The organism is Sphingomonas sp. PSPC2-2, assembly GCF_049897725.1.
GTDB lineage: Bacteria > Pseudomonadota > Alphaproteobacteria > Sphingomonadales > Sphingomonadaceae > Sphingomonas.
This window is the reverse complement of record NZ_JAFCWU010000010.1, coordinates 117,664-143,947: the sequence shown is the minus strand read 5'-3', so window position 1 is coordinate 143,947 and position 26,284 is coordinate 117,664. Positions and strand designations below refer to the sequence as shown.

Sequence of the window (26,284 nt, the reverse complement as noted above, 5' to 3'; positions counted from 1 at the left end):
GGTTCGGAGCGAACCTCTTCGATGCGCATCAGCTGGCGTTCGTCCAGAACCGAGACCTTCTCAGCTATTATGATCTCGCCGCGGGACCTCTGATTCGTCGGCCAACGCGAACCTCGTGATCGGACAGATGGTCCAACGACAGATAAGATCGCGAGCCGGTCATGTCACGGCACATGATCGACACGCTGAATCAAGGCGCGTCAGTCGACAATGGCTTCGAACACGCTGGCTCTCTTCACGGTCCCGAAAAGCCCACTCAGCTCGGTCTCCTTGGACTTGACCCGCCGAAAGTCTTCAAGGGTGCGCTTATCGACGAACAGGACGTCGGTGTAGGCGGCCAACACGGCGAGGTGCTGGTCGTGAACGTCGCTGCCGGGCCGAGTGGGGCGCTCCTGCCCGTGGCGCTTCAGCGCATCGGCGATACGCCAGCTCGGGAGTCTCTGCATGCTCACGCGCTTCAGGCGCTCGAAGTGGATGCCCGCCTTCTCCGCGACGAGACGCAGATGCGACCGAAACGTCCCCAGTTCCGACAGTTCCGCGACGGTGCACTCGTCCCGGATTTCGTGCTCGTCGATCCCCTGCCTGCCGTAGGTGTCCACGAGGAGCTGGCGGACCGTCACGTCCTCCGCAGGCATCTCCTGCATGACGCGCAGGACGAAGTCGTTCGCCATCTCGAACGCCTCGGCGTCGCTCCGGCGCGGGTCGGCCGCCTTGGCGCGGAAAAAAGCGTTGCGGTGGGTCATGGCCATTACCTTCTGCCGATCGGCAGGCGCGCGGATCTCCTGCTTGCACAGCTGCCCAACCGTCTGCCCCTCGTCCATCGTCCGCATGCCTGAGAGAGCCGAGACCATTCCTATGTGCTGGCGCCTCTCCCTCATGAGCGGACGCGCGACGTCCCAGACCCAGCCGTCCTCTCCGACGGCAGCGACGCCAGTTCCGGTCGTCAGCAGGCGGGATCGCACGTGATCGCGCACCTCCGCCACGGTCTGGCAGCCGGAATCGTACGCGATTGCCTCGGCCGCTAGGATATCGACGATCCCGCCCAAGCCACGCTCGCCCGGCATCCGCATCCACGCCATCATCGGAAGCGACTGGAGATACGCCACCCGCGCGCTGGCGTTCGCCGGATCGTCTACGACGAGCAGCTCCTCCAGATGATGCCAGGAGAGGAACGGGATGCGCCCCTGCTCGAGCAGACGCTGGTGCAGATCTCGGGCCACCTGGCCCTTGGGCGATGTGGGCCTAATGGCGGCGTCGATCCAATCGGCCCAGTGCGACGTGTCCGGCGCGATGATCGCGGCCGTCAGGAGGGTCATGGGACTTTAGCTCCGTCCTGAGGCACAGGCGCGATCTTAAGGGTCGGAGTGGTTCCGGCAGTGGGACACGACTTCGTCGGCGACGGATCGACGCGTCTACGATCCGTCCGCGGCTTGACCGGCCGGCGTGGCCGCGCCTCGGAGATGACAGTACCATCGGTCGGCCCGCCGGACGGCCTCACGGGCTGAGCGATCGTGCATTTCAGTTCGAACGGAACGCTAGCCGCCGGCTTCTGGACGATGACGACCTTCGGGGCGGGTGGCTCCTGCGCGGCGTTGCGAAAGCCCATCGCGTAGAACAGCGGATCGAGCAGCAGGAGCAGGATGAATATCCCGAACGCCCGGAGCAAGTGCTCGTGCGTGACCAGGATGCGCGTGACCTTCTCGTTGACCACGTCCCGCGAGTTACGTGTCGCCAGCAGTGTGCCGCGGGTCAGCTTGCGAAGGGGATTCGGCGTCTGCCAAGCGGCCACGAGCTCGGGCTCCCCGAGCTTTTGGAAACCCCGGACCTGCAGGGTCTTGAAGGCGTTGAACCCGGCTCCCGCCACGTAGACCGTCGCCAACGCGAGCACGAACAGCCGCGCCGCGTCCGGTGCCGGTCCTGCCTTCTTCTCCCAATTGGCCGCCTGCAGCGTGATGATGACCGGAACCAGCGCCGCCAGCACCGCGAGGTAGGTCGTCGCCTTGCCCTCAGCCGTGCGGACCCTCTCCATCTCGGCCGCCGCTACCTTCTGCGCCTCATCGAGCGCCCGTTCCTCGTTCGAGTTCCAGACGGCCGCCCGGATTGCAGCGCGATCCTGCTGAAGCCGTTGCGCCTCAGCGGTCTTCTGTGCCGGAGTGAGCGGCTCGATGTACGGGAAGACCGCACTGGCAATCGAATGCCAGGTCACGTCGATGAGCCTGCGCAAAGGGCATCGACGATCGCGGCCGACACCGGGGCGCCCGTTCGCTGCTCGATCCAGGCCCACTGCCCGTTCGGGTTGGCCTCCAGGAACCAGAAGCGGCCATCCGGATCTTCGATGAGGTCGATCGCGGCAAACCGCAGGCCGAGGTCGCGTGTGACCGAGATGCAGGCGGAAGCCACATCAACCGGCAGTTCCATGGCCTCGTGGTCAAGATCCCCGCGAACGGCCTTCCGCCAGTCGACCTGTGTCTCGTCATAGGCTTGGGACAGTATGCGGGTCGCGAAGGCTCGGTCGTCCACCACGAGCAATCGGATGTCCGACCGCTTCGAAATCTCCCGCTGCAGGATCATCGGCGCACGCCGAAAACCGTCGGCGTCGGCCGCATCAAGCGCATCCACCCGGCTGGTGAAGACGACACTGCCGATCTCGCCGTCGTTGATGAGGGCGTGCCGAAGAGGCTTCGCCACCATAGGCCCCTCTGCGAGGAAGGCGCGGGCATGCCCGAACGCATTCGTGACGAGTGTGCCAGGGATCTGGAGCCCGACGCGGCGGGCGGCGGCGAGCTGCCTCGGCTTGTCTTCGGCGCGCAGGATAGAGAACGGAGAGTTCAGCCACCGCCCCTCAAGTGCGTTCCAGAGGCTCCGGACTATCGCCGACCATTCCGCAACGACGTACTCGGCGACGGCGTCGCTCCCACTAACCTCGATATTGCCCGGCCGGCGATAGTAGGCGCCCGTCACATCCGCGAGGGACAGGTCACCGCACGGTCCGGTCAGCGTGAGGTTCGAAGGGTCGCCATCCACCATCGCGATCTCATGCTGCGGCAGGTCTTCGGTATTCAGGCGGATGAAGCGCATGCCGCGTCGGCGCATCTCCATGACGACGTAGTCGGTCGTCACGTCGCGCTTGTTGGTTACGAGGAGGATCAATCCGGAAAGCGCGCTCACCAATATGGCGCTACCGCTTCGTCGTCCCGCTCCTGTTGGACCTCGGTCTTTGTTTGCAACTCGGGCAGGCACAGGGACGCGTCCTCGTCGTCCACCTCCTGTCGGACGCGCGTCCCGGTGCTCGTCTCCAGCACCCCGAAGCGCGACGGATCGTCGTCGTCCACCTCGACCTGCGTCATGGTCTTGCTCTGCGTCACGACCAGCCCACCGCCGGCGACCTCGATGATCGGCACGGCACCGTCCTCGCCGTCCACAACCCAGACCCCCAGCTCGGACGAATAGCGACCCGGCATCTCGGCGTCGGCGGACCTCGGCGTGGCGAAGCGAAGCAGGAACGGTTCGGCGGACGTAATTGGAGAATGAACGGTCATCGGCATCGATCCAGTGGCGGTGTCGTGGATCAGGAACATATAGGGAAGATTGAGGACTAGAGGAAGTGTTTCAACAATCATTCCGCAAATGAAACCACCGTTACGGAACTGCCAATATCCGTAAGGATGACAGCACTTGGACATCATCGACTGGCGTGCGGTCAAGTGGAGCGCTAAGTCGAAGCATCAAAAGGTGTCACCCACTATCTGAGCACTGCCCTTCGGCCTACAGCTTTGATAGGGACAGAGCCCATGAGCGACACCGCCCCCGATCTGGCAGATTTGGCCAACCTTCTTAGCGCGAGTGACAACTATCGCGTCCAGCGACGCCTCATGCCGCGCTCGACGGTTACGCCACCTGACGGCACGCCGACCAAGACGGCGCTCCTCATCGATGTGGAGACGACCGGCCTTGATCTCCAGAAGGACGAGATCATCGAGTTGGCGATGATTTCTTTTACTTATTCCCTCGACGGCCGGGTTTTCGAGATCGGCGAGACATTCCAGCGGTTCCAAGAGCCCAGTGCTCCGATCTCTCCTGAGATCACCCGGATCACGGGGATCACCGACGCCATGGTGGCGGGCCATACGATAGACGTGGCTGAGGTCGCCGCCTTCGCCAGGCCGGCCGCGCTCGTGATCGCCCACAATGCCGGATTCGATCGCCGCTTTGCGGAGCGTCTCAGCGACGTTTTCGCTACGAAGGCATGGGCGTGCTCGATGTCCCAAATCGACTGGGCGGCCGAAGGCTTTGAAGGCACTAAGCTCCATTATCTCGCGGCGGGCGCAGGCTTTTTCTACGATCGGCACCGGGCGGAGCATGATTGCCGCGCCGTGATCGAACTGCTCGCCTCGGACCTTCCGGTGTCCAACAGGACGGCGCTTGCGATCCTGCTTGACCGGGCGCGCCAGCCCACCTGGCGCATCTGGGCCGAAAATTCACCCTATGACCTGAAGGATGCGCTCAAAGCGCGCGGATACCGCTGGAACGGTGATGGCAATCCAAATCCGCGCGCCTGGTACGTCGATGTCGACGATGCCCGGCGCGAAGCGGAGATCAGCTTCCTGAGAAAGGAGATCTATCTGCGAGACGTCGAGCTGCTCGTGCACAGAATGGATGCCTACAACCGCTTCTCGGACAGGCAGAACTAACAGGCTACAGATCAAACGGGGGACGTCGTTCGTGCACATTTCAAGGCTGCAACTTGTCAATTATCGGAATTTCGAGCGCGCGAACGTAATCTTCAACAAGGGCGTGAACACAATCATCGGCGAGAACGGATCGGGCAAGACCAACCTGTTCCGGGCGCTGCGCCTCCTGCTTGACGACACGCTGCTACGCTCGGCATATCGGCTCGACGAGAAGGATTTCCACCGTGGCCTCGGCGACTGGCGGGGTCACTGGGTGGTCATCAGCCTCGAGTTCGATGATGTATCCCAGGACGAGGCGATTCAGTCCCTCTTCCTGCATGGGACCGGTAACGTCGCCGACGGCGCGATCGGCAAGGCGACCTACAACCTCATCTTTCGCCCCAAGGCGGCAGTTCGGCGGGTGCTGGCCGACCTTGCCGTCGGCGATACCGCCGGCCTCGCCGAGGCACGTTCGAAGATCACCATAGCGGATTATGAAACGATCTTCACCGGCAAGAGCGCCGCCGACTTCATCGAACCCGACACTTACAGGCAGCTGGTCGGCGACTTTGATGCAGTAATATTCCCCCAGGAACTGACTAACCCCGCTATCGGAGGCGTAATCCCAGGCATGCTCTCGATCTCGCGCGAGGTGTGCTTCACCTTCGTGCAAGCACTGCGCGATGTGGTCGCCGACTTCCAGAACAACCGCACCAATCCGCTGCTGACCTTGCTCAAGGGCCGGAGCGGCGAGATCGACCCGCAGAGCTTTGAGCCGATCAGCGCACTCGTTAAAGGGCTCAATGGTGCGATCGAGGGCCTGCCGGATGTCGGCACCATTCGCACCGATATCCGCGATACGATCACCGATGCAGCCGGTGGGACTTATTCGCCGCGATCAATTTCGATACGCTCCGACCTTTCCGACGAGGCCGACCGCCTCTTCCAGTCGCTCAAGCTGTTCGTGGGCGAGAGCGAGGAGCTATATGAGGGCGCGATCCACGAGTTGAGCCTAGGCGGCGCGAACCTCATCTACCTGACGCTGAAGCTGCTCGAGTTCAAATATCAAAAGCAGAAGCAGTCCTTCGCCAACTTCCTCGTGATCGAGGAGCCGGAGGCACACATTCACACCCACATTCAGAAGACGCTGTTCGACCGGCTGAATTATGATGACACCCAGGTCATCTATTCGACCCACTCGACCCACATTTCCGAGGTCAGCAACGTCGAGAACATAAGCATTCTCGGCCGCCAGGGCGGGCGATGCGAAGTTTTCCAGCCGTCCGCTGGACTCGATGTCGGTCAGATCGGCAACATCCAGCGCTACCTTGATGCGGTCCGCAGCAACCTGCTCTTCGCCAAAAGTGTGGTGCTGGTGGAGGGCGACGCGGAGGAGATCCTGATCCCGATCCTCGTCAAGAAAGTCTTCGGGGTCAGCCTGGACGAGTTGGGCATCAGCCTGATCAACATCCGCAGCACAGGCTTCGAGAATGTGGCAATCCTCTTTCACGACGATCGCATCCGCAAGCGCTGCGCAATCATCACAGACCTCGACCGCGCGTTCATCGAAACGGTCGAGGACATGCTCGACGACGACGATGAGATCGCCGCGAAGAAGAAGGCGCTGGCGTCACAGGTCGCAGGGTTTCGGCGCGAGGCGGCGCTCAAGCAGCTGTGCGACGGCAATCGCTGGTTGACGACGCATTTCGCCGATCACACCTTCGAGGTCGATTTCGTCTCCTCCGGCAACGCCGGCACCGTCGTTTCGGTGCTGGGCGACGTCTACAAGGATGCAGCCACCATCGCGACGTCGAAGTCGGAACTGGAATCGGGTGACATCGCGCGCTTCGGCACGCGCGTGCTGACGATGGCGCGCAACGCCGGAAAGGGCTGGTTCGCGATCATACTCGGGCGCATGATCACACCAGAGACCGTCATCCCGGATTATATCCTCGACGCGATCTTCGAGGTGCATATCCCGGTCTCGATCGGGACGTGGGCGAGCGTGCTAGACTATCGGCTGTCGGTGCTCGCAGCATCTCAGCTTCACGCGCCCGCGGACATCGCCGCGATGCGCGCGCAGATTGGCCGCTACCGTCGCAGCGAGATCGACTTTGCCGGGATCCGGGCCGAGATGCTCCAGGCTTTTCCGGCCGACGGCATCAACGCAATCTTGGCGAGCTTCTGAAATGTTTGTCTGGGACAGGAAGGATCTGAACGACGCGCAGGTCGCGGCCATCGAACATCCCGGCAGCGTTTTCCTTGTTGCGTGCCCGGGAAGCGGGAAAACGAGAACCCTCACCTACAAGATCGCCCGCCTGCTATCGCAGCTCAAATCGGACAAGAAGCGCGTTGTGGCGATCACCTACACGCACCGGGCGGCGGACGAGATCCACGAGCGGATCGAACAGCTCGGCGTCGATACGAGCCAGTTGTGGATCGGCACGATACACTCCTTCTGCATTGAGTGGATCCTCAAGCCCTATGGGGTCTACCATCCGGCGCTTAAGCACGGGTTTCGGGTCATCAACGCCCATGACACCGAATGTATGCACGAGGAGCTGTGCAGCGCGGTGCGGGACACTAAGCTCACCAGCTTCGACTGCGCTTATTACTTCAAGCCGAGCGGCTTTGTTCTGACCTGCAACAAGACGGCTAAGCATGAGGCGATAAAGGGGGTCCTGCGAGCCTATTGGCGGAAGCTTCGTGCCGAGCGGCAGGTAGATTTCGAGTTGATCCTCTTCTACGCCTACCAGCTCATCGAGAAGCACCCCTCAATCAGCGTACTCCTCGGTTCGATCTTCGAATGCGTGCTCGTCGATGAGTTTCAGGACACGCGCGAGATACAATATGCGATCTTGGCGTCGATCTTGAAGGGGTCGAAAGGCCAAGCGTCCGCTTTCGTCGTGGGAGACCCCAATCAGGCGATTTATGGTTCGCTTGGGGGCTATGCGATCACTGCAGCGGACTTCGGTACGCGGTGTGGAATCGCGTTCAAGGAAATGGACCTATCGGACAATTACCGCTCGTCCGCCCGCATCGTGAGCTATTTCGGCCTTTACAATGTTTTCCCTGCTAAGATCGAGCCCGTGGGCACGGACAGGAAGTATGCGAGCGTGGTGTCGTTCGACCAGGAGACCCACCGCGACGGACTCGAGGACGAGCTTGTACGGCTTATTAAGTACAACGTCGAAACGCTCGGCATCGCTCCGCAAGAGGTCTGCATCGTTGCCCCCTGGTGGGTTCATCTCGCGAGCATGACGCGGCGGCTGGTCGCAGCCCTTCCGGGCTATTCGTTCGACGGCCCAGGAATGGTGCCCTTCGCGCGCGACGTCGATAATTTTTGGTACAAGCTCGCCCGGATCATCCTGACGGAGGCTTCTCCGCAACTCTACGTGCGCAGAATGCGATGGGCGGGCGAAGTGATCTCGGGCCTGAGCGACGTGGGCATCGACATTCCGGGGCTGGACCGCAAGGCGCTGCTGCGCGCCTGCAATGCCATCACCATCGCCGAGACCGATGGTCTCGTTTTCCTTCGAGCGTTTTTCGACGAGCTATGCGCCGCTTTTGGCATCGATTACCACGCTTGCGCGTCGCTCCAGGAGCACCACGACGCCTTCTTCGAATGCTCGCAGAAGCGCATCGACCGGCTCGTCAAGGAAGGCTCGGCGGCGATCGCCGAGCTGGCGATGTTCAGGAAGGTCTTTGCGGGCCGGACTGGCATTACTGTGTCGACGATCCATGGGGTCAAGGGCGCCGAATATGACGCGGTGATCGCTTATGGGTTGCTGGAAGGCATGGTCCCACATTTCAGCGACCCAGATCAGGTCGAGACAGCGAAGAAGCTCGTGTACGTGGTGTCGTCGCGGGCCAGAAAGAATCTACATCTGATCTCTGAGCGTGGTCGAAGCCGAGGCTGGAGCGGAGACTATCAACCGACAGATGTCCTTGCCGGATGTGCATTCCAATACGATCACGTACCTACCTAAAGTGGTCTCCTCGTCCGCGCGATCAACGGCTACCTGGCGCTCTCTTACGGTGTGATCCGGTAGGTGGGCTGCTTATCGGGCGGCCCCTGCTCGCGTGCAGGGTCTTAGTTGCGTCCGATAAACGCGATTCTCGGACATAAGAATTGGCTTCGAGAGGGCTGCCGATATCGAGCAATGCGTTCTCACGTCATCGTTGCACTCGCGCCGGCATCGACCGATTGACTCCCGGCCTGCGATCTCGATGATGCTCGCCATGAACGTAACGCCCCTGATCGCACCCGAGGTTCGCGCCGCAGTCGACCGCCTGTTCGATCTCGCAAGCAGCGACACCGGTCAGGCGGGTCGTGTCGCCAATTTCCTTCTCGCATGGCACAATGGAGCGGATTGGGGCGGTTTTGATCTCGCCGATCTCTTTGGCGTCGACCGCGCAATCGCCGCCGACATGGCGACGATCTTCACGTTCCTTGGCCAGTATCCAAGCGGCATCTATCCGGACGCGTTCGGGCATGGTGACGACATTGTCCCGATCCTGCAGCGCTGGCGCGGTTACACGGACGAATAGACACCACGGTAGGCCAGGCCAGGCGGAAGCGCTGTCGTTTCCTCTCCCGGAATGCTCCACATTCTCGCTTGGCGGTCGGTCAAGCGGCAGTTCGAGGCTAGCATTGTCGAAAACGTCCATTCCGTTCCTACATAAAATTCTTGAAACTTTCACTTTATGCAAGTATCGGGAATTTTATGAGCGCCCTCACCTCCGCCCTGTCTGACGGCAAGCTCGCCGGCCGCGTTTTCGATGAACGCCAGCTTGGCGAGGCGATCGACGGCGGCGCTGCGCGTCGCTATGCGCTCGTCAACCGCGCGCTGAAGGACGGTTCGCTCGTCCGTCTCAAGCGCGGCACCTATCTTTTGGGCAAATCCTATCGATCGGACGCGATTCATCCCTTCGCCGTGGCCCAGGCCCTCATTCCGGGCAGCTATGTTTCGTTCGAGACCGCCCTCGCTCACCATGGCTGGATTCCCGAGGCAGTCTACGCGACCGCAAGCGTGACGCCCGGACGCAAGACGCTTGAATTCGACACCCCGGTCATGGGCCGGTTCACCTTCCATCCGCTCGCCATCCACGAATATCAGTTCCTGGTGGGCGTGGAGCGGCAGAAATTGGGTGCCCTCACCGCGTTCGTTGCGAGCCCCTTGCGCGCGCTCCTCGACCTCGTCGCATTGCGGAAGCAACGCTGGACGGGTTTCGACTGGCTAACCAGCGGCCTGCGCATCGACGAGGATCATCTCCACACGCTCAAACGCAAGCAATTCGCGTCGCTGAAATCGGTCTACAAGCACAAGGCGGTCAACGACTTCCTCCGTTCCCTCGAGCTTGCTGTCCGCGGCAACCGATCCCCCTCGCTGGATGCATCGCGCGATGATTGAGATGCTCCAGAAGAAACTCCGCGACTATGGCGCGACCAATGCCGTCGAGGAGGAGAACGCGACCAAGGAGATCATCCAGGAGATCGTGCTCTACGCGCTCTGGCGCGCCGATTTCTTCGACGTCGCGCTTTTCCAGGGCGGCACGAGCCTGCGCATCCTGCACGCCCTTCCCCGCTTTTCGGAGGATCTCGACTTCCTGCTGCGCGTGCCGGACCCCGATTTCCAATGGTCCCCGTACCTCTCCGCGCTCGTCGAAATCTTCGCTCAGTTCGGCCTGAAGCTCGAAGCCCAGCCGAAGGACAAGATGGACAGAGCAGTGCGCGAAGCGATCCTCAAGGACGATTCGATCGCAAGCCAGCTCAATCTCAGCTACGCGGGATCGGGCCGCGCCAAGACGATCAGAATCAAGCTCGAGATCGACACCAATCCGCCGGCGGGCTCTGGCGAAGCGACAACCTTCCTCGACTTCCCCGCCGACTACGAGGTGCGGCACCAGGATCTGGAGTCCAATTTCGCGCTCAAGATCCATGCGCTGCTGTGCCGCCCCTATTTGAAGGGCCGCGACTGGTTCGACTTTTCCTGGTACGTCGCGAACGGCGTCTACCCCAACCTCTCGCTTCTTGGCGCAGCGATCCTGCAGGCGGGGCCTTGGCAGGACCAGCGAGACCTGCATGTCGACGGCGAGTGGCTTGTCGCGGCCTTGAAGGCGAGGATCACGTCCATCGATTGGCGCGCGGCAACGGCCGACGTGAACCGGTTCCTGCGGCCGGCCGAGGCGAAGTCGCTCAGCCTATGGAGCGAGCGCTTTTTCCAATCCAAACTCGACCAGCTTGCCAAGGAAGCGTCTAAGTGACGGACATGCTTCCTGCTCTTTCCGATCCGCACGCGGCGCTGTGCGCGAGTAGCGCAACCGGCAAGGGCGCGCGCGACCGGACCCAAGATAGCGCAGGCGTGCGCTGCTGATGGGCCGCGACCTCTTGCCACTATCGGCCGATCTCCCTGCCGACCTGCTCGCCGAGATCGAAAGCGCGCGCGATACGCTCGCGGCCGCCAAGGCTGGCTCAACGCAAAAAGCCTATGCATCCGACTGGCAGCGCTTCTGCGACTTCTGCGATGCCCGCAACGTCGAAGCCCTGCCCGCCCATCCGGACATCGTCGCGCTCTTTGCGCATGTCGAGGCGGAGGCCCGCATCGCACCGGTCACGATCGGCCGCCGCGTCGCGGCGATCAACCATCACCACAAAGAGGCGGGCCTTGCCTCTCCCATGGCGCGCGATGCCGCTGGCGTTATCGCGCAGATGATGGCGGGCGTACGCCGCAAATATGCTCGGAAGAAGGATCAGAAGGCGCCTGCAGCGGCGGACGTGCTCACCGCCATGCTTGCGACGATCACGAACGCAGGCCTGCGCGCCAAGCGCGATCGCGCGATCCTGGCGGTCGGCATGGCGGGCGCGTTTCGCCGTTCCGAAATAGCGGGCATGCAATTGCCCGATCTCGAATTCGAAATCGCGGGCGTGCGGATATCGATCCCCCGTTCGAAAGGCGATCAGGAAGCCGAGGGCCAGGAGATTGCGATCCCCGAAGGCCGTCATATCCGGCCGGTGAGCCTCCTCAACGACTGGCTCGAGGCCGCCGATCTGATCGGCTTGGATCCCGCTATCGGAAAGCCCCGGACAGGCCCGGTGTTTCGTCGGTTGACGCGGGGGGACGTGCTGACGGCCGACCCGATCACCGACAAGACCGTGGCTCGTCTGGTCAAAGCCTGCGCGTCGGCGGCAGGGCTCGACCCAGCCCTGTTCTCCGGGCATTCCCTGCGCGCGGGCTTCCTTACCGAGGCGGCCGCGAAGCGAGCGAACCTGTTCAAGATGAAGGACCACTCGCGCCACAAGTCGCTCGACACAGTCGCCGGCTATGTCCGCGATGCCGCACTGTTCGACGACCATGCAGGTGAGGAGTTTCTGTGATGCCGGGCTGTCCGGCAATTCTGGCTTCGAAGCGAAACTCGAGATCCCGGACGAGCCGGCAATGACGACAGCGCCAGAATGGCAGGCATATGCCATGCCCAATTACGATGCGGCGATGACGCAGGCCTGCACGGCTCTCCAACAGCGTATCCTTGTCGACCCCGCCTATCGTTCTTCCATACTGGCCGATCCCAGAGACCTTCACCGCACCTTGTTCGTCGGATTCACGCCGCCCGGTTACCCCGAATATGCCGGCACCTACCGGGGTGCGGCGGGGACATCGCTCGAGGGACGGCGTTTGGGCGCCCCGCAAGTCTTCAGCCCGAAAAAGAGCTTTTCGTTCGAGGAGCCCGAGAACGTCGTCGCCCGGCTCGATTTCATGCTCTCCGAAGTTCGTCGCGAACTGGTTCCCGCAAGGTCTGCTAAGCCTTTTGTGCAGCTCCTGACCTTGACGCACCTTTTCTGCTGGTTCGGCAAAATCCATCCGTTTCTCGATGGAAACGGTCATATCCAGCGCGCCCTGTTCGCCGCCGCGGCTACCGAACTGGCAATCCCACTTGCCGCCCGTTTCGCCATCCACCCGCGCCCGTTTGATCGCCTGCTTGCCTGGCCGCTGGAGATGTTCACGCGGGCCGTTCCCGACCAGCGCGAGCATTACCTCGCGATGGTGGCCGAATATCTCAGTTCGTGGTTGGCTGGTCCCTTCGATCTGCCCGCGAGCGGCATAGCGCCGTAAGCGGCCGGGCCTGGTTCAAAGCTCGATCAGCGTATAGCCACGATCGGCGAGCAATTTCTGGGTCCAGTCCTTGCCGATGGGCACGCCCTCGGCACCCAACGAGATCGCCGCATCAGCCCGATCGAAAAGTGCGATGCAGAGCTCATCGCTATCGAACCGCGATCGGTACTGAATGCCGTCCAGGCTCGTGCTCTTATAAATCTCTGCGGAAATCTGCTGTGGGACCACATAGGCACCCGGATTGTCGACCGGATCGAAGTCGGCAGAGACACCGGCGGCGGTGGTCTTAAACCAGCCAAGGCCCGGTCCATGGACCTTGGCTAGACGGATTGGCCGCATAATTGTGAAGTTAGCGGCGCGTCTCCTGGCCACCTGATCCCAAAGGACGTCTCTATCCCCCGGTGTTCGCAGCAGTGTTTCCGCAAATGGCCCTACGAGCGTCTTTCCCAGATAGAGAACCCCGAACTTGCCTTCGGGATCATCCCACCGCCAGGTCGCGTCCTTGCGTCCATACCATCTGGCAGCCACCGTCGCGCCGTGAACCCGATGTAGCACTTTTCCCGTAGCGATCGTCGCCACGGGTATCCCCCCTTTCGCTGCCATATGCGTCAGTCTTCGAGCGTATGGGCGAATCGCACGACGCGTTCGACCTCTGCGTCGCTGCCCTTGAGGAGCGTGATGGGACTCAATCCATCAAGACCTTCATCGCCACCAACGAGGAACTGCAGAATGGCCCAGCCGGTCGTGTGCGGAGCGGCACTGAGAACCTTCGAGATTCCTGGGATGATCGCGTTGCCGTCGAACTGGAACACCGGGAACAGCTTGGTCCCATTGTCCTCGACCATAAGCAGTCGGCGATCCTTCACCGCTTTATAGACGGCCTGAATCGTCTTGTGTCCAAGCAGTGCGCGCACCTTCTCCGCAGTCAGCGCCCCGCCCGCGGCGTCGATCATCCGTCGCTTGAAAGCGATGGCGTTCGTGATCCTCTCTGCGGCCTCCGGATTGTCCGTTTCGACCGCCGGAATGCCAAGAGCCAGATGAAAGACCAAGCTGGGCACGTCGATGCTGCTGATAGCGGCCGCCTTTGCCGCCGCCGGCATCATTTTGATGATGCGATCGGTGCTTGCCACTATGCGGTCGTGAAGGACACGGTCCGCATCAACGAATCCCATATTTGCCGGACGAACCATTCGATCATTCCTGTTGAGTCAGTTCCATATAGGCTGAAATCGACACAATTTCAACCGAGCGCTTCGTAAGCTGGTCTCGGCGGCGCGGATCGCCGCTTGAAAAGCACTGGCCGCATCTCTTCGAGGCATTCTCGAGCTGCAAGGAGGGAAGGCAAAAATGCCCAGCCCGAGGGGCTTCATTCGAGCATTCGTAGGGACATAAGCACGATCTGTCGCGCTTCGATAAACCCGATAGCTGGCAAGAGGCCATTGCGAACAAACTTCGAACACTGTACAAAATCGGTGTCCGGAGCTTTCGACATGTACGACCTGAGAACCTACCTCGCAACGAAGGACCTCCCTGGCGGTCCGGTCTACATCGAAGAGCAGTTCACAGCAGAATATCAGCTGATGAACCCTCAGATCACTGATTCAAGCGACGATAGACCGCTCACACCCGGCAGAGCAATCGGAGGCCTCATCTCGCTGGTGTTGCTTGTGGGAACTGGCGTCTATCTGTTCGTGGCCTGGTGATTTGCACATTCATTTCCTAAGATCAGGATCGGTGAAAAATCCGCGATTTTGATCGCGGTTTACTTCCGATTGCAAATCAACGGTTGCGCCAGCTCGATTGGATCGGGCGGCCTCTGCAGCAGCTCTGTCGTCGCTCAGCCTGGCCCGACCCTCGTCGATGATTCTTGCGGCGGCATTTGGATCGCCGCCCCGGCTGCCGCTGCCAAGCCGATCAACCCCGTGCGGGCGATAAGACGCTCGGACATCGCCAGGCCCCCCTACATCCGTGCGGCGCACATCGACCAAATTTGGCTCGGAGATGCTGCCCTGGATTTCATTCCAAAGCGCGTCGCGTTTTTCCTGAGACCATTGCTGGATCATCTGCGACCTGACAGCACGTTGCTGGTCGGTCAGGTTCGTCGCCCATAGTTCTGGCGCGTCCAGGTTCGGGTGCAGCAGCTGTTGCTGCCGGTACCACTGCGCGAGGTCCTGGCTCAGATTTTCGCTGAGTTGCATCCCGTGCGTTTCGGCGAAGCTGGCGTCGCGCGAAAGCGACTCGGACAGCTCCTCCATCTTGCGTGCCGCTTCCGTGTAGGAGCGCGCCCGTGCAAGGGCATCTTCAGTGCTTTGCGAGGAGGAAGACGTTGCGGAAGACCGGCTGAACACACCAGACCGTTCGTAAGTGCCGTCGGAGGTGGATGCTCCGATGCCGCTCGAGTGTTCATCGCGCACGCCGCTCGACGAGGAGCTAGAAGAGTCAGTAGATTTGCTCGAATCCGTCCCGTACCGCAGGTTATCCGTTTGAGTTCCGGTCTTGTTGACACTGACAGTGCCGCTGACGTTTGGCAGCAGGCTGCCCAATCGGCCCTTCCCGCCAGTAGCTCCCCGCCCAGCCCCACCAAGCGCCCCTCCAAGCGAACCGGCGACTTGATCTGTCGTCCCAGCTTGCCGATCGTGACCTTCGGAGATCCGCTGGCTCTGGCCGGTCGATGAGCGCTCTTCCAGGCCCTGTGAGCTTGAGCCGGTCGTCCGATCAAACTTCTCGACGTTGGTATTTGCGGAACTACCGGCACCAGATTCGAAGCCCGAAGAGCGTTCCGTCGAGGTTCCAAAGGCGCTGCGGTTGGTATGCGTGCTGGTCAGGATCTCTTGGGCGGCATTTTCGAACGCCTGCGCCTGACGATGCGCGTCGCTCGCCATCTCCCGCCACTCCGCCACCGTTCCGGAGTTCATCGTTGGCGTGAACCCTAGCCGCGAGATTGCGCCGCTGGTGTCGAACACCTCCTGACCATTGCCGAAGCCAGACACGACCGCGCCGTTATCCTGCCGCCAGCCGACGCTGGTCGCGCCGCCCATGTAGCTCGGTGCCGTCGTCCACTGATCGCTCTGGCGCATGTTCGACGTGGAATTTGCCCAACTCACATTCCCGTAGGAATAATTGCCTGTCGTCTGCTCGAGTGCGGCCGCCTCCGCCGCATTCTGCGCGGGCGCGAGCATCGACGTCGCCTGCCCCGCAATCGACATGGCTCCACGCGCCAGGCCGGCAGCGAGGAACGGGATGCTCATCAGCATGAAGCCGGCGATCGTCGCCGTCTCACCATTCACTGCACCTATGCCGGCATAGGTGCCAAGCGTCACGCCGCCACTGGCAACACCGGCCGCAGCCGCCTCCGCCCTCGTCATGCAGATCATATGGAGAATGACGTACAGCGGTCCCCATGCGGCGAGGTAGAAGAACCCCATCGCGTAACCCTTCAACGTCGTCAGCCCCGTTTGGGGCATGAGGAACAACGGGAAGATCACCGGGAACATCGCGAAGAAGACAACCGTGAGGACGATATTCAAAATCGGCACCCAGGCCATCGCCTGCTGAGCGATCGAATTGTAGGTGTTGCGCGCCTGTATGTCCGCGCGCGTCTGCGCGAAGGTATCGATCGTCGCCGCGCCGGACCCGCCCGCCATGCTGTTTCGTGCTTGCATGAATGCGTTGATGGCCGTGTTCTGTCGCATCGAGTCAGAATAGTTGCTGCCCGATCCAGTGAAGGCAGCGTTCGCGATCGGCAGATCGTGTTTGAGCTTGTCGGCCGCGAGCGTGTTGCTCAGCTTCGGATAGAGTTCCTTGCCCCAAAGCGGCGTGTTTGCCTCTATCATCGGCGCCCATTGGGCGTTGAGCATATCGTAGGCCTGCCGGCAGGTGACGATCGCGCTGTTCACCGTGCCGTCGCCCTGGCGCTCTAACCACTCCTGCGATCGAGCTTCCGATCCTGGCCCGATGTCCGTCCAGAGGTCCTTCGACTGCGCAAGGACCGTGAGTGATTTGCGGTAAAGCATCACATCGCCAAACAGGCATTTCTTGAAGTGCTCTTCCAGGTTCGTCGAAAACTCAGCGTCGCGGATGACGAAGTTGCGGGTCGCATCGTACAGACGCGCGCCGTAGACCATGCCATTGCTCGAGTAATTGAGTTCGCCCGGCATAACGAAGACAGTCTCGGCGGTACGTGTCAGCCAATCGCCAATCTGAGTCGTGAAACTCGCAAGCACCCCAAGCCCGAGCGGTACGTTCGCAACCGTTGCCGGTGCCAGCGACGGATTGATCCGATCGGTCACCTTCACATCGATCGTCGGTACCATCAGGCAAAGATAAATCAGTGTCGATTGCAGGAACCAGTTCAGCCAGACTCGAAAGTTGAGCGTGAACGCGACGACGAGCAACGAGTAGATCAGGCCCATCACCATCACGACGCGGAGCAAGGATCGATATCCCCCACCCCCGGACCAGGCAGCGACGGCGTTGAAGGTGTTGACGAGATACTCGCCACCCCCAACCGTGAAGACCTCCACCATCCCCGCAGCTCCCCTGCCCTAGTTCAGCCCTTGTGCATTGAGCCCGCGCGAGAAATTGAGCGCGGACGACATCCCCGGCGTCATCGAGTTCTGGAGGGTGGACTCGAGCATGATGCTGCGGTCGATAATCTGCATGGTGACCTGCAGCTTGTTCGAGAGCTTTACATCTCGCTGGGCAAACTTCTGGCGCGTCGCAGAGATCTGCTGCTTCCACTGATTGGCGGTCACCTGGTCAAACGTCTGATAATGCGTCTGAGCCTGCTCGACGCGATCAAGCATGTTGTCGAGCATAGCAGCCAACAGATCGACGGCCACGATCTCCGACAGCGTTTCGATCTCGCCATCGGTCAGCGCGTAGTGTGCGTAGGCCTGAACGGCGAGGATCTTGTAGATCGGGACGGTCGCAATGTTCAGAAGCTGCTTCTCGGCCGCATCAAGCGCGGTATCCGTGCGGATCTTGCTGCTCATGGATTTGATCATGCCGGCAATCCGCGGCCGGAGCGCGGACGACGCCGGAACGGTCAGGGTCTGCTCGCCGACATCGTAGCAGTCGGTATCATTGCATTTGAGCATCTTGACCGCCGGCGCGTCGGCCGTGCCGTCGAGCAGCGCCGTGACAACGGCCTCCTCCGCCGGACCGAACATCACGACCTTGCCGCCCACCGACGGATCCGTGGAAGGCTGGGTCACGACAGTGCCGACCAGCGTCATGATGTATTCGGAAAAGGATTGGTCGAAGGCGCCGAACTTGGCCGATTTCTTCAACGCCTCCCACGTGTAGTTATGGGGTTCACCGACAAGCTGATCCTTCATGTTGGCGTCGGTGTTGCCAGCAATCGTAGCATCCCGCTTGTTGCCGTTGTTGCAGCCTTGGCGGGACGCGGCCCAATCCGAGAAAACGCCCTGGCTGTTGCCGACCGCTTCGCAGATCGTCGAACGGGTGGAGTCCATTTGCGGCCAGATTCCGCCGACCAGCGCTTGCGCGGTTTCGCAGCTCGAGATGTTCATCTGGTTGAGGAGCTGTGCCTTCTGGCTGAACTCATCCATCACCTTCCCGATTTCCGGCGACACGGAATCGATGGCGAGCTTGAAGGCGAAACCGAGCGCATTGTTCGCCGTCGCCTTCAACATGGCGACGATCTCGGAGGCGTTGATGAAGGAAAAGCTGCCGCTGAAGAGGTCAATACCGCCGCAGCCGGCGCGTGCGCTCGGCAGCTGCAGATTGAACGGCGAAACGCTCTTCTGGGGGAAGCGGGTCCAGACATTTCCGAGCGAATAATAGCCTGCCGACTGGCCCTGGAAGGCCGTTGGCCCAGTCACATTCGCGGCACCGCCAGCGTCGTTGAAGAAGCCGTTCATCTCCGAGGCGACGTCGGCCCGGGCCACACCGATCAAGGCGAAATGGGACGCAGCAACCATCGCCAGACACGCCGCTATCTTCCTGTGGAGAGGGGACCGCCGCCCAAGCTCTGGTGTCTGTTCCATCAATAATCGCTCCCCACCTTCGTGTTAGTCAGCATAAAGATGCGGTCCATGATCTCGTCGGCACTGAGCACGCCGTAGCCGACCGGAATCGTCCGCTTCGTCTGCGTGTCAAACAGGACAAGCGCTGGCGTCTCATTGCCGGGCACGCCCATGCGGGCTCGTTGGCCAGAATCGACCACATAGTTGGGAAATTCCCGGTTCGGGCCGCCGTCCATCGAGACGGCCATCACCGTCATCCTGTGGCTGTCGGTGACCGAGCGGAGGATCGGCGCAAACACCTCGCAGGCGCCGCAGCTCTGCGCGTAGAAATAGAACAAGCCATATCGCTGCCCAAGGTTAGTCAAGACCTCATCCCGGTCCGCCTTGCGGTTGTCGAGCCAGAGGCGCTTGCCGACCGTCGAGACAGGTCGTTGAAGCGTGTAGTCGAGATCGGGGTTCTGCCAGAGCGCCCGCTGCCAGGTATCGGAGAAGGTGGACGCGCGATCGAGCTGCTCACGTTGAAAGCGAACATAGGCAATGACGTTGGCCTCGCTCGGCTCGAGGATCGCACGCGCCTTCAATTCGTCGAGCTGCCTGCCGATCGCCGCGATCCGATCGGCCGCGCTCACCTGCGGCTCGGCCGCGGCGCTGAGCGGGGTCTCGGTCGGCTTCGGCTTCGCGCAATAGAACCACTGGCCGAGCCGACGCTCTCCACAATAGAAATCATCGGGCATGTCCTGCTCAATCGCATCGCGAGCGGCGGTAGTTTCTTGGGCTCGGAGCGGAACCGCCGTGCCGACCGGCGGCAGGCCCAGCAGGAGCATCGAAAGCCTAGCGAATCTTGGCATCGCTGGACGTCCTTTCGTTGGATACAGCGGATTGCGTGGAAGGATGCTGTGGGTGCGCAGCTTGGCCGTCCCAGAGCGCAAGGTGGATGCAGCAATCGACATCACTGGGGACGGCAGCGGCTCCACAGCCGCGTGATGTGGCCGGCTTCGCGGGCGGCAAAGCTGACAGAAGTGCGATCAGCGCCGGCAGCTGAACGAACGTCAAAACCATGATCCGATTCCCTTTTTGCGAGCCTCTGCACGATCCACATTGGCGAAGCGCCTTTCAGCAGCATCCGCCTGGTCGACCATCCCGATCACTCCATTGAGCAACACACCGGCGGCGCGGCGGCCTTTCTCCGTCGGCATCAACCGCTCTCCGACCACCGCCAGCCATCCGCTATCGATCATGTTCGAAAGTGCCCGATCGATGTCTTCGACCGCGATCTTGCAGTCGATCCAGCCGGCTAGGAACTCCGACAAGAAGTCAGCGCGCGCGGGCGTCTTGGCGCGATCGGTGCCAACGAAAATCGCCAGCTCGAAGATTGACATGTCCCACTCGTGCCGGGCGCCTGACGCGGCCGGCCGACGGTCATTTGCCGTGAAGATCATAATAGTCCTGAATCTTGTCCTGAATTTCGGACATGGTCTGGACCTCATCGGGCAGCTTCGCTGCATCCATGAAGTCGGAATAAACATCGGTGAAATCCATTACCGACAGGTCGAGCCTCGCGAACTCGTCGACGGTGAAGCCCTGACACTGCTCCTTTTTCGCGCTACCCCAAGGCTTGCCGAGCTGTGGGCGGCCCTGCTCTTGCAGGACGCGCGAAAGCTTGCTCTCGAAACAGCAATAGGCGGTTCGCTTGGTCGAACAGATCCCGAGGAAGCTCGACGAGCAATAGCTGCCGAGATTATGGCAAAGGCCCATCCGATCTTTGATGTCGAGCTTCATCTCGTCCTGGCTACATGCGAACAGGACAAGGAACGGCGTGGCGAAAGCGGCGATCGCGGCCGGCCCGCCGGCGAGCGCGGCTGCACCAGCACCGAGCGGCACGAGACCGGACACCTTTCCCGCGCAACAATTGATTAAGCCGAATACGGGTTTGTGGCAGGTCTCGCGTGTGCCGGTGAAAACCTTGAAATCGGCTTCGTTGAACTCCTTGCCGGCTTGATCGAGTGCATGAAGGCCGACGAGCGCGTCCCTGAACTCGGTCGACGCCTCGCGGACGATCGGCTCGCAATCGCCGTTGATGCAGTAGACGTCGTCCCCGCATATATACTGCTTGTCGCCCCCGACCGTGCTCGATGGGGTCGGGCAGCGATACACTTTCTCCGCGACCTTGCAGGCCCCACTCTGCGGATCATCAAGGCAATCTTCACGAAGGAACGTGCAGGACCGATTGCTCTCCAGATCGCCGCAATCGTTGCCCGCCGACATGACATTGCAAGTGAAGTTGCGCTTCCACGCCCAGCACGATTGCGTGACAGGTACGCCGTCGATCATCCGGGTCTCCGGGCCTTCGGTGCAGACTTCCCCGGCGGCATCGGCCGTGCACATCGTATCGCCGGCCATGGCTCCGCAACCATCGACCCTTTTGGTGGTCACCTGGGTTTCGGTCGTCTTGGCGTGCCAGCCTTGGCCCGTGATCGGGCTTGGAAGAAGGGAGAGATCGGTCAGGTTCTCAGAGCAGACATACTCGGTGGCGTTATAATCGTCGCAGAATTTGTTCGTCGAAACGCCGTAAATCCTGTGAGCCTGACAAGCCTGCATCACGATGCCCGTCGGCCGGCAGACACCAGAAGCCAGGTGCGGCGCCATCGCATCATATCGCGCAAAGGGGGTGCCGTACGCTCCATTAGGCACGACAAAGAACTTGTACGCGTCGACTGTCGTGGTCTCGGGCACCATCGTGATCGAGCACGATCGGGACTCCTGCTCGATCTTAGTTCCTTGGTTGCATGTGGCCTCGTAGTATCCGCTCGTTCCTGAGCCCGGCGGAAGCGGCGTGCAGCTTCCGCTGGTGCTGCTATACGCCTCGCCTGCGAGATAGGCCGACGGGTCGCTTTCGACGGTCGTTGCGCGGTTCGTCGTCGCCAGGATCTCGGCGTTGCTGAATGTCGCGCGGGTGTGATCGGCGTCCGTTGTGACCCGGTAGCTTTGGTCTGATGACTTCAGCGCCTGGGCGTCTGCGACGAGCTTGTCAGGGTCGTCATAATAGGTCGTCTGTGGCTGGCTGGTGCCTGTGTAGCCAGGAACGGCCGCAGCCTGCGCGTCGCTCGAAGGAACCAGCGAGGAGTCGTTCCTCTTCTCCTGGGCCATCGCCCTGCCCTCAGCACGGGCTTGGTCGACCGTCATCTCCTGCGCGGCGACGGGCTCAGTCGTGAGCAGCAGCGCGCACAATCCTCCCAAGAGGCGCCGCGCGATCATTGCCGATCGCGCTTCATGTTCGAGAGCGCCACCGCGGCCACACGCGCGCCGGGGCCACTTCCCTCGGCGAAGGTCGAAAGAGCATATTCAACCGTCACGTTGCCGATCATGCGGTCATAAGGCGGCACCTTGGTCTGACAGGAGAAGCCGGCGCATAGGTCGAAGTCGGACGAGACCGTGATGTAGGTTGGGACGGCTTGAACATCGAACGCGCGGAAGAGTCGGGGATCGATGCCAATACTGGCGAACTGCCCCTTGTCGACAACCTTGCCGAGCCGCGTCACGAACTCCTTCGCCGAATTGTTCGGAAAGCCCCTGAACACGACCACGCCGCCTGCGCTTGAGGTGTCGCGCACGAGCTGTTTCAGCGTCGCGTCGGGCATCGACAGGCTTGCGAAGACGATGAACTGTGGCGCTTCCCCACCCTTTGCGCTCGCATTCTGGGACGCGCCCTTCACGATCTCGTCGAAATCGACCGGTCCTGCCGGACCCTTTGGAAGATCGATCGTCGCAACCTTGCGCATATTTTCGGTGCCGCCCTCGCGAACCTGAGCGGCTTCTTCCCGGAACTGGTCGCCCCTGTCCTTGACCTGGTCGACGAAGGCTTGCGCTTCTGCGGCGAGATCGGTCGAACGCTTCTTGATCGCCTGGACGTCCACGCCGTCGACGGTCTGCGCGAGCAGCGCCGACACGCCAGCGGCACCAAGGACTGCGAGGATGCCGATGGTGAGATAGCGCATCGTCAGACCCCCTAGAGCACGCAGCAATTGCGCTTGCGCCAGACGAGGTAGCCCATGTCCTCGCCGCCGGCGGGATAGGCACGTCCAGCGTCGGGCGGCATGGTGGAAGCACCGATAGCGGAGCAGGCGAAGCGCCCGCTCACGGTCGGGATCGGGTTGACCATCTGGAAGCGATATTGCTGCTTGCGCATGATCGGCATCAGATACTTCTTGCAGAGCCCGGCCGATCCCATCGTCCCCCAGGCAAGCGCCTCACGGTGCATCTTGAAAGCGAACCGCGAGAGCGCGAGCCGCGAGGACTGGACGTGCCCGATCGAGGACGGGATGTTCCCGTTGAGCGGATACATCGAGCCCTGACAGCCGGCGCACCAGAACAGCGGATCGAGTGGCAGATGGACGGTGCCGGCGATGCAATCGCCGGCGCAGGCAGCCTGCGCGATGGGATTGGCGAAGACGATCGCCTCGGGATTGATGAGCGCTGCCAGCGAGTCATCCTGCCAGAGCGGGTCGACTTCGGTCATGTAGGCGATATCGAACGACGCCTGCTCGAAACAGGCGAAGTCGGTCAGGATCTCCATCCAGTAGAGAAGCGGATAGACATACCAGTGGACGTGCCATTTTGCCGTACTTTGAGAGCGGCCGCCGACCATGGACGGCCCGGTCAGATAGCCCTGACCGATATCGAATCCGGGCGCGATCCGGATGCCGCCAAGGTTGGGGAAACACCACGGCTTCATCGTCACATCCGCGAGGCGCGCCGGCTCCCAGAACCCGACCGATATGCCGATGCGAGGGAGCGGGTCGGCGCAGGCGCAGATCGGCGACGCGGGATTGCTGGGATCGGGACGGCTGCTCGGCCAAATCCTCAAGGCGCCGACGGACAGCGGGAAGAGGCAGGACCAGCAGACATCGGTGATCGGATTGACGAACTTGCCACTGCAGGTCGGCCCGGCCGCGGTTGCCGGGGGCGCCAGAGCGATCATCGCAAGCAAGAACGCGAAGAGGCCGAACAGGCGGCGAGGCAGCCCGGTCATTCGCCGCCTCCCACGCTTTCAAGGAAAGCTCGGTCGGCGCGCTGCTTTCGGAGCAGGTAAAGACAGGTGTGTGCGGCGGTCGCGAACAGGATCAGGGCGGCGCCGATTGGCGCCACGCGGCCAATCGCGTGGCGGAGCGGCGAGAAGAGACCAACGACGAGCGCGCTAGTGAGGCATAGCGCCTGCCAGGTGAACCGCATGCGACGAAGCACCGGGGTCTCCGGTGCAGCCATCGGCGTTCGAAGAAGATCGAGCCAAAGCGGCATCAGCCGGCCCTCCCCTTCTTTAGCACCTGCTCGGACACTCGCATCACGCGACCGTTCTGCTGCACGACCGCGGGCGTGTGTTCGATGCCGAAACGTGAGGTGAGCTTGCCCTCCTGGTCGAAGTAGAAGCGGCGTTTCCGGTTCGTCATCTCCTCGATTGGCGAGCCGCTGACGAAAATGATCTTGGCATTGAGATCGGTGTACCGGCTCGTGGCCCAGGCGATCTGATTTGCATCGTCGCCATCGACGAACACGAGCGCCTGTTTGATCGCGACGAAGTCGAGCGGATTGATGCGCTGTCCGGCGCGGCCGATGAGGTTGCCCTTCTGGTCACGAATATCGTGCTCGAGCTGGACAGTCGGGTCATAGGTCCAGTCTCTGGTCTCGGTCGCAGGTGAAAGACCCGCAACGGGAGTGGGTCGCCGAACCTTCGCTTCGACGCGCTTGGCGAACATCTCGTTGGTGCGCGCGAGTTCGCCGGTCGCCTCAGCGCGTTTCAACCGCGCTTCGATCGTCGAAAGCAGATCCGGCTCGATGACCGGGAAGGCCTGGCCAGTCTGCCCATAGTCACGCGCCTCGATGCGCGCAGGGCTCATGGCAAAGGCGGCTATACCGAGGAGCACGGCCGCTCCACCAACGCCGAGCAGCCGCTTCACAGCACGGGCTCCCCGACACCGACAATCTGGCGGCCGCAGACGAAACCGATTTCGGCGTAACGGCTGTCGAACCCATCGCGGTGGGGAGACCCGGCATAATAGCAACCCGAGGGGATCGCGCCCTCCGCGCCCGGCGTCAGTGGCTCGCCAAAGCGCGTGAGCGGTTTCATCTGCCCGATGGGCTTGCCGTTGATCGTCACGACCATTCCGCGGTGCGCGACCACATCGCCCGGCATGCCATAGACGATCTTGCCGAACATCTGAGGTTTCGTCCCAAAATGGCGGCGCAGAAGCGCGCTCTGCGGCGGATCGAAGAACACGTAGTCGCCGCGCGCCGGCGGTTGGTGCCGGCGGATGAGGAAAGCCCAATTGGGGAGGGAATCGCTCGCGTTGATGAGGAAGACGTGGCCGTCGCGCCATGAGCTCATCGCACTAACTAGCCCCGTTCCGACGAGCGCAACGACCAGCATCGCCCACAGGCGCTTGCGCGGCCGCCAGCGTGGGGCGGAGAGCTCACTGACCGCCGTTGCCATCGGGGCCTCCAAAGGTTGAGACCGACGGTCCGGACACCTGCCCAGGCGCCGGCTGCGGCAACGGTTGCGCGAACGAACCGCTGGCGGACGGATCCTGCGGAGAGATCGCCTGCGCACCAGCCATAGGGTCGATCTGTCCCGACGGTGCCAAGGGCGGTTGCCGCGCGGCGATGAGAGCAGCCTGAGCGGCCGACAGCTCCTGCATGCGCTGCAGCTGCTCGACGGAAACGCGTTTCGGCTCCGGAACCCCGGACGCGAACACCGCCTTCTTCAGGCTCTCCGTGATGTCCGGCACATTCTTGGTGAGGACCGCCTCGCCGACCAGCACGACTTGCCCGCCCTCGCTCCGGCGTTGCAGCTCCTTGTCGAGCGAAGACATGAAAGCCCTCATCTCGGCCTGGACCCGATCGGGCGGTGAGCCCGAAAATCGCTGGGCCTCGACATAATCGCCCACCAGCGCCGACAGCCTGGCCGAGACGATGTGATCCTGCTTCGGCGCCGTGAGAGCGCGCGTGACCCACATCCCCCAGATCAACAGCGCCAACATGACCAGGCCGATGATGATCTGCTGTCGCGTGAAGCCTCCAAAGCCAACCCGGCGCTTTGGAAGCGCGGCTTGGGACGCGGGAGGTGCGGGCGGGAGGTCGAGTTCGGGTTGATCAGCCATGATCGCGGGTCCCTTCCTGCGTGCGGTCGGGCAGGATGCGATCCCGGCGGAAGGTGATGATGGCCGCCGAGAGGATCATGTGCGCGATCGCGAAAATGTTGAGAAATGCGCCGGTCCGGGCCTGATCGGCGGCGACATAGCGCGTGGTGAAATTGTTGAGCTGGTGGATGAAGCCGTCGAAGGAGAAGCCCCCGATCGCGAGGAAGAACAGGAAGAACAGCCCCCAGGTGATCAGCAACGTGCTACCTAAGAATCCAAACCCATGGAGCGTGAAGTAGAGGACGGACCGCCACTCGGCCGCCGTCAACCTGCCCTTGCGCGTAATGGAGGTCGTCACATCGTCAGCGTCCGTCGCCATG

27 protein-coding genes are annotated in these 26,284 nt (G+C 61.9%); 9 read left to right on the top strand and 18 right to left on the bottom strand.

Annotation, left to right across the window (positions count from 1 at the left end):
• Positions 1-200: 200 nt before the first annotated feature.
• The 4 genes from ACP7BY_RS17290 to ACP7BY_RS17275 are packed head-to-tail and all read right to left on the bottom strand — an operon-like array spanning position 201 to position 3,704.
• Positions 201-1,316, bottom strand: a complete 1,116-nt coding sequence (locus ACP7BY_RS17290) for a hypothetical protein (protein ID WP_010405740.1) — start codon at positions 1,314-1,316, stop codon at positions 201-203.
• Positions 1,313-2,206: a hypothetical protein gene (locus ACP7BY_RS17285; RefSeq protein WP_137902817.1), complete on the bottom strand. Its 894-nt coding sequence runs from the start codon at positions 2,204-2,206 to the stop codon at positions 1,313-1,315. Before ACP7BY_RS17285 ends, ACP7BY_RS17290 begins: the two co-directional genes overlap by 4 nt.
• Complete coding sequence (locus ACP7BY_RS17280; protein WP_010405735.1) at positions 2,203-3,168, bottom strand: MvdC/MvdD family ATP grasp protein; 966 nt, start codon at positions 3,166-3,168, stop codon at positions 2,203-2,205. The genes ACP7BY_RS17285 and ACP7BY_RS17280 overlap by 4 nt, the downstream gene beginning before the upstream one ends.
• Entirely contained in the window at positions 3,165-3,704 is a 540-nt protein-coding gene (locus ACP7BY_RS17275) for a hypothetical protein (protein WP_231565010.1), read from the bottom strand. Before ACP7BY_RS17275 ends, ACP7BY_RS17280 begins: the two co-directional genes overlap by 4 nt.
• Before the next feature lie 87 nt (positions 3,705-3,791).
• On the opposite strand from ACP7BY_RS17275, the gene ACP7BY_RS17270 reads away from it, so the two are divergent.
• The 8 genes from ACP7BY_RS17270 (at position 3,792) to ACP7BY_RS17235 (ending at position 12,784) form a co-directional block, all read left to right on the top strand.
• A complete protein-coding gene (locus ACP7BY_RS17270; protein ID WP_010405731.1) occupies positions 3,792-4,691 on the top strand; it encodes a 3'-5' exonuclease in 900 nt (299 codons plus the stop codon).
• A gap of 31 nt (positions 4,692-4,722) precedes the next feature.
• Positions 4,723-6,858, top strand: coding sequence for an ATP-dependent nuclease (locus tag ACP7BY_RS17265; RefSeq protein WP_010405730.1), 2,136 nt, complete (start codon positions 4,723-4,725; stop codon positions 6,856-6,858).
• Position 6,859: 1 nt separating this feature from the next.
• A complete protein-coding gene (locus ACP7BY_RS17260) occupies positions 6,860-8,659 on the top strand; it encodes a UvrD-helicase domain-containing protein (protein ID WP_010405729.1) in 1,800 nt (599 codons plus the stop codon).
• Positions 8,660-8,912: 253 nt separating this feature from the next.
• On the top strand, positions 8,913-9,221 hold the full coding sequence (locus tag ACP7BY_RS17255) for a DUF7673 family protein (RefSeq protein ID WP_010405727.1): 309 nt from the start codon (positions 8,913-8,915) through the stop codon (positions 9,219-9,221).
• 176 nt (positions 9,222-9,397) lie between these two features.
• Complete coding sequence (locus tag ACP7BY_RS17250) at positions 9,398-10,084, top strand: type IV toxin-antitoxin system AbiEi family antitoxin domain-containing protein (protein WP_010405725.1); 687 nt, start codon at positions 9,398-9,400, stop codon at positions 10,082-10,084.
• A complete protein-coding gene (locus ACP7BY_RS17245) occupies positions 10,077-10,937 on the top strand; it encodes a nucleotidyl transferase AbiEii/AbiGii toxin family protein (protein WP_029622689.1) in 861 nt (286 codons plus the stop codon). Before ACP7BY_RS17250 ends, ACP7BY_RS17245 begins: the two co-directional genes overlap by 8 nt.
• 109 nt (positions 10,938-11,046) lie before the next feature.
• On the top strand, positions 11,047-12,048 hold the full coding sequence (locus ACP7BY_RS17240; protein WP_010405721.1) for a site-specific integrase: 1,002 nt from the start codon (positions 11,047-11,049) through the stop codon (positions 12,046-12,048).
• A complete protein-coding gene (locus ACP7BY_RS17235) occupies positions 11,996-12,784 on the top strand; it encodes a Fic family protein (protein ID WP_231565014.1) in 789 nt (262 codons plus the stop codon). The genes ACP7BY_RS17240 and ACP7BY_RS17235 overlap by 53 nt, the downstream gene beginning before the upstream one ends.
• Before the next feature lie 15 nt (positions 12,785-12,799).
• On the opposite strand, the gene ACP7BY_RS17230 is transcribed toward ACP7BY_RS17235, so the two are convergent.
• On the bottom strand, positions 12,800-13,363 hold the full coding sequence (locus ACP7BY_RS17230) for an RES family NAD+ phosphorylase (protein ID WP_231565015.1): 564 nt from the start codon (positions 13,361-13,363) through the stop codon (positions 12,800-12,802).
• A 29-nt stretch (positions 13,364-13,392) separates the two neighbouring features.
• On the bottom strand, positions 13,393-13,974 hold the full coding sequence (locus ACP7BY_RS17225; RefSeq protein WP_231565016.1) for a hypothetical protein: 582 nt from the start codon (positions 13,972-13,974) through the stop codon (positions 13,393-13,395).
• 300 nt (positions 13,975-14,274) lie between these two features.
• Here ACP7BY_RS17225 and ACP7BY_RS17220 point away from each other — a divergent pair, with 300 nt between their 5' ends.
• Entirely contained in the window at positions 14,275-14,487 is a 213-nt protein-coding gene (locus ACP7BY_RS17220) for a hypothetical protein (RefSeq protein ID WP_010405712.1), read from the top strand.
• A 9-nt stretch (positions 14,488-14,496) separates the two neighbouring features.
• Here ACP7BY_RS17220 and ACP7BY_RS17215 read toward each other — a convergent pair whose 3' ends face one another.
• From ACP7BY_RS17215 to ACP7BY_RS17160, 12 genes are all read right to left on the bottom strand, one after another.
• Complete coding sequence (locus ACP7BY_RS17215; RefSeq protein WP_137788464.1) at positions 14,497-17,310, bottom strand: conjugal transfer protein TraG N-terminal domain-containing protein; 2,814 nt, start codon at positions 17,308-17,310, stop codon at positions 14,497-14,499.
• Positions 17,311-17,328: 18 nt separating this feature from the next.
• Complete coding sequence (locus ACP7BY_RS17210; protein ID WP_010405711.1) at positions 17,329-18,729, bottom strand: conjugal transfer protein TraH; 1,401 nt, start codon at positions 18,727-18,729, stop codon at positions 17,329-17,331.
• 65 nt (positions 18,730-18,794) lie between these two features.
• A complete protein-coding gene (locus ACP7BY_RS17205; RefSeq protein WP_010405710.1) occupies positions 18,795-19,598 on the bottom strand; it encodes a conjugal transfer protein TraF in 804 nt (267 codons plus the stop codon).
• A gap of 225 nt (positions 19,599-19,823) precedes the next feature.
• A complete protein-coding gene (locus ACP7BY_RS17200; protein WP_033964353.1) occupies positions 19,824-20,213 on the bottom strand; it encodes a hypothetical protein in 390 nt (129 codons plus the stop codon).
• Complete coding sequence (locus ACP7BY_RS17195; protein ID WP_010405706.1) at positions 20,194-22,029, bottom strand: conjugal transfer protein TraN; 1,836 nt, start codon at positions 22,027-22,029, stop codon at positions 20,194-20,196. The genes ACP7BY_RS17200 and ACP7BY_RS17195 overlap by 20 nt, the downstream gene beginning before the upstream one ends.
• On the bottom strand, positions 22,026-22,769 hold the full coding sequence (gene trbC, locus ACP7BY_RS17190; RefSeq protein WP_010405704.1) for a type-F conjugative transfer system pilin assembly protein TrbC: 744 nt from the start codon (positions 22,767-22,769) through the stop codon (positions 22,026-22,028). Before trbC ends, ACP7BY_RS17195 begins: the two co-directional genes overlap by 4 nt.
• A gap of 11 nt (positions 22,770-22,780) precedes the next feature.
• The gene (traU, locus tag ACP7BY_RS17185; protein ID WP_010405703.1) at positions 22,781-23,803 is read right to left on the bottom strand and encodes a conjugal transfer pilus assembly protein TraU; all 1,023 of its coding nucleotides are present in this window, start codon (positions 23,801-23,803) and stop codon (positions 22,781-22,783) included.
• Complete coding sequence (locus ACP7BY_RS17180) at positions 23,800-24,069, bottom strand: hypothetical protein (protein ID WP_010405700.1); 270 nt, start codon at positions 24,067-24,069, stop codon at positions 23,800-23,802. The genes traU and ACP7BY_RS17180 overlap by 4 nt, the downstream gene beginning before the upstream one ends.
• The gene (gene traW / locus ACP7BY_RS17175; protein ID WP_010405697.1) at positions 24,069-24,725 is read right to left on the bottom strand and encodes a type-F conjugative transfer system protein TraW; all 657 of its coding nucleotides are present in this window, start codon (positions 24,723-24,725) and stop codon (positions 24,069-24,071) included. The genes ACP7BY_RS17180 and traW overlap by 1 nt, the downstream gene beginning before the upstream one ends.
• Entirely contained in the window at positions 24,722-25,258 is a 537-nt protein-coding gene (locus ACP7BY_RS17170) for a S26 family signal peptidase (protein WP_010405695.1), read from the bottom strand. Before ACP7BY_RS17170 ends, traW begins: the two co-directional genes overlap by 4 nt.
• Entirely contained in the window at positions 25,239-25,925 is a 687-nt protein-coding gene (locus ACP7BY_RS17165; protein ID WP_010405693.1) for a type-F conjugative transfer system protein TrbI, read from the bottom strand. The genes ACP7BY_RS17170 and ACP7BY_RS17165 overlap by 20 nt, the downstream gene beginning before the upstream one ends.
• Positions 25,918-26,283, bottom strand: coding sequence for a hypothetical protein (locus tag ACP7BY_RS17160; protein ID WP_010405691.1), 366 nt, complete (start codon positions 26,281-26,283; stop codon positions 25,918-25,920). Before ACP7BY_RS17160 ends, ACP7BY_RS17165 begins: the two co-directional genes overlap by 8 nt.
• Position 26,284: the final 1 nt, after the last annotated feature.

Excerpts from the sequence above, each read along its gene's own strand:
- ACP7BY_RS17290 (WP_010405740.1), bottom strand. The coding sequence starts at position 1,316 with ATGACCCTCCTGACGGCCGCGATCATCGCGCCGGACACGTCGCACTGG.
- ACP7BY_RS17270 (WP_010405731.1), top strand. The coding sequence starts at position 3,792 with ATGAGCGACACCGCCCCCGATCTGGCAGATTTGGCCAACCTTCTTAGC.
- ACP7BY_RS17260 (WP_010405729.1), top strand. The coding sequence starts at position 6,860 with ATGTTTGTCTGGGACAGGAAGGATCTGAACGACGCGCAGGTCGCGGCC.
- ACP7BY_RS17255 (WP_010405727.1), top strand. The coding sequence starts at position 8,913 with ATGAACGTAACGCCCCTGATCGCACCCGAGGTTCGCGCCGCAGTCGAC.
- ACP7BY_RS17250 (WP_010405725.1), top strand. The coding sequence starts at position 9,398 with ATGAGCGCCCTCACCTCCGCCCTGTCTGACGGCAAGCTCGCCGGCCGC.
- ACP7BY_RS17245 (WP_029622689.1), top strand. The coding sequence starts at position 10,077 with ATGATTGAGATGCTCCAGAAGAAACTCCGCGACTATGGCGCGACCAAT.
- ACP7BY_RS17240 (WP_010405721.1), top strand. The coding sequence starts at position 11,047 with ATGGGCCGCGACCTCTTGCCACTATCGGCCGATCTCCCTGCCGACCTG.
- ACP7BY_RS17235 (WP_231565014.1), top strand. The coding sequence starts at position 11,996 with ATGTCCGCGATGCCGCACTGTTCGACGACCATGCAGGTGAGGAGTTTC.
- ACP7BY_RS17225 (WP_231565016.1), bottom strand. The coding sequence starts at position 13,974 with ATGGTTCGTCCGGCAAATATGGGATTCGTTGATGCGGACCGTGTCCTT.
- ACP7BY_RS17220 (WP_010405712.1), top strand. The coding sequence starts at position 14,275 with ATGTACGACCTGAGAACCTACCTCGCAACGAAGGACCTCCCTGGCGGT.
- ACP7BY_RS17215 (WP_137788464.1), bottom strand. The coding sequence starts at position 17,310 with ATGGTGGAGGTCTTCACGGTTGGGGGTGGCGAGTATCTCGTCAACACC.
- ACP7BY_RS17210 (WP_010405711.1), bottom strand. The coding sequence starts at position 18,729 with ATGGTTGCTGCGTCCCATTTCGCCTTGATCGGTGTGGCCCGGGCCGAC.
- ACP7BY_RS17205 (WP_010405710.1), bottom strand. The coding sequence starts at position 19,598 with ATGCTCCTGCTGGGCCTGCCGCCGGTCGGCACGGCGGTTCCGCTCCGA.
- ACP7BY_RS17200 (WP_033964353.1), bottom strand. The coding sequence starts at position 20,213 with ATGATCTTCACGGCAAATGACCGTCGGCCGGCCGCGTCAGGCGCCCGG.
- ACP7BY_RS17195 (WP_010405706.1), bottom strand. The coding sequence starts at position 22,029 with ATGATCGCGCGGCGCCTCTTGGGAGGATTGTGCGCGCTGCTGCTCACG.
- trbC (WP_010405704.1), bottom strand. The coding sequence starts at position 22,769 with ATGCGCTATCTCACCATCGGCATCCTCGCAGTCCTTGGTGCCGCTGGC.
- traU (WP_010405703.1), bottom strand. The coding sequence starts at position 23,803 with ATGACCGGGCTGCCTCGCCGCCTGTTCGGCCTCTTCGCGTTCTTGCTT.
- ACP7BY_RS17180 (WP_010405700.1), bottom strand. The coding sequence starts at position 24,069 with ATGCCGCTTTGGCTCGATCTTCTTCGAACGCCGATGGCTGCACCGGAG.
- ACP7BY_RS17170 (WP_010405695.1), bottom strand. The coding sequence starts at position 25,258 with ATGGCAACGGCGGTCAGTGAGCTCTCCGCCCCACGCTGGCGGCCGCGC.
- ACP7BY_RS17165 (WP_010405693.1), bottom strand. The coding sequence starts at position 25,925 with ATGGCTGATCAACCCGAACTCGACCTCCCGCCCGCACCTCCCGCGTCC.
- ACP7BY_RS17160 (WP_010405691.1), bottom strand. The coding sequence starts at position 26,283 with ATGGCGACGGACGCTGACGATGTGACGACCTCCATTACGCGCAAGGGC.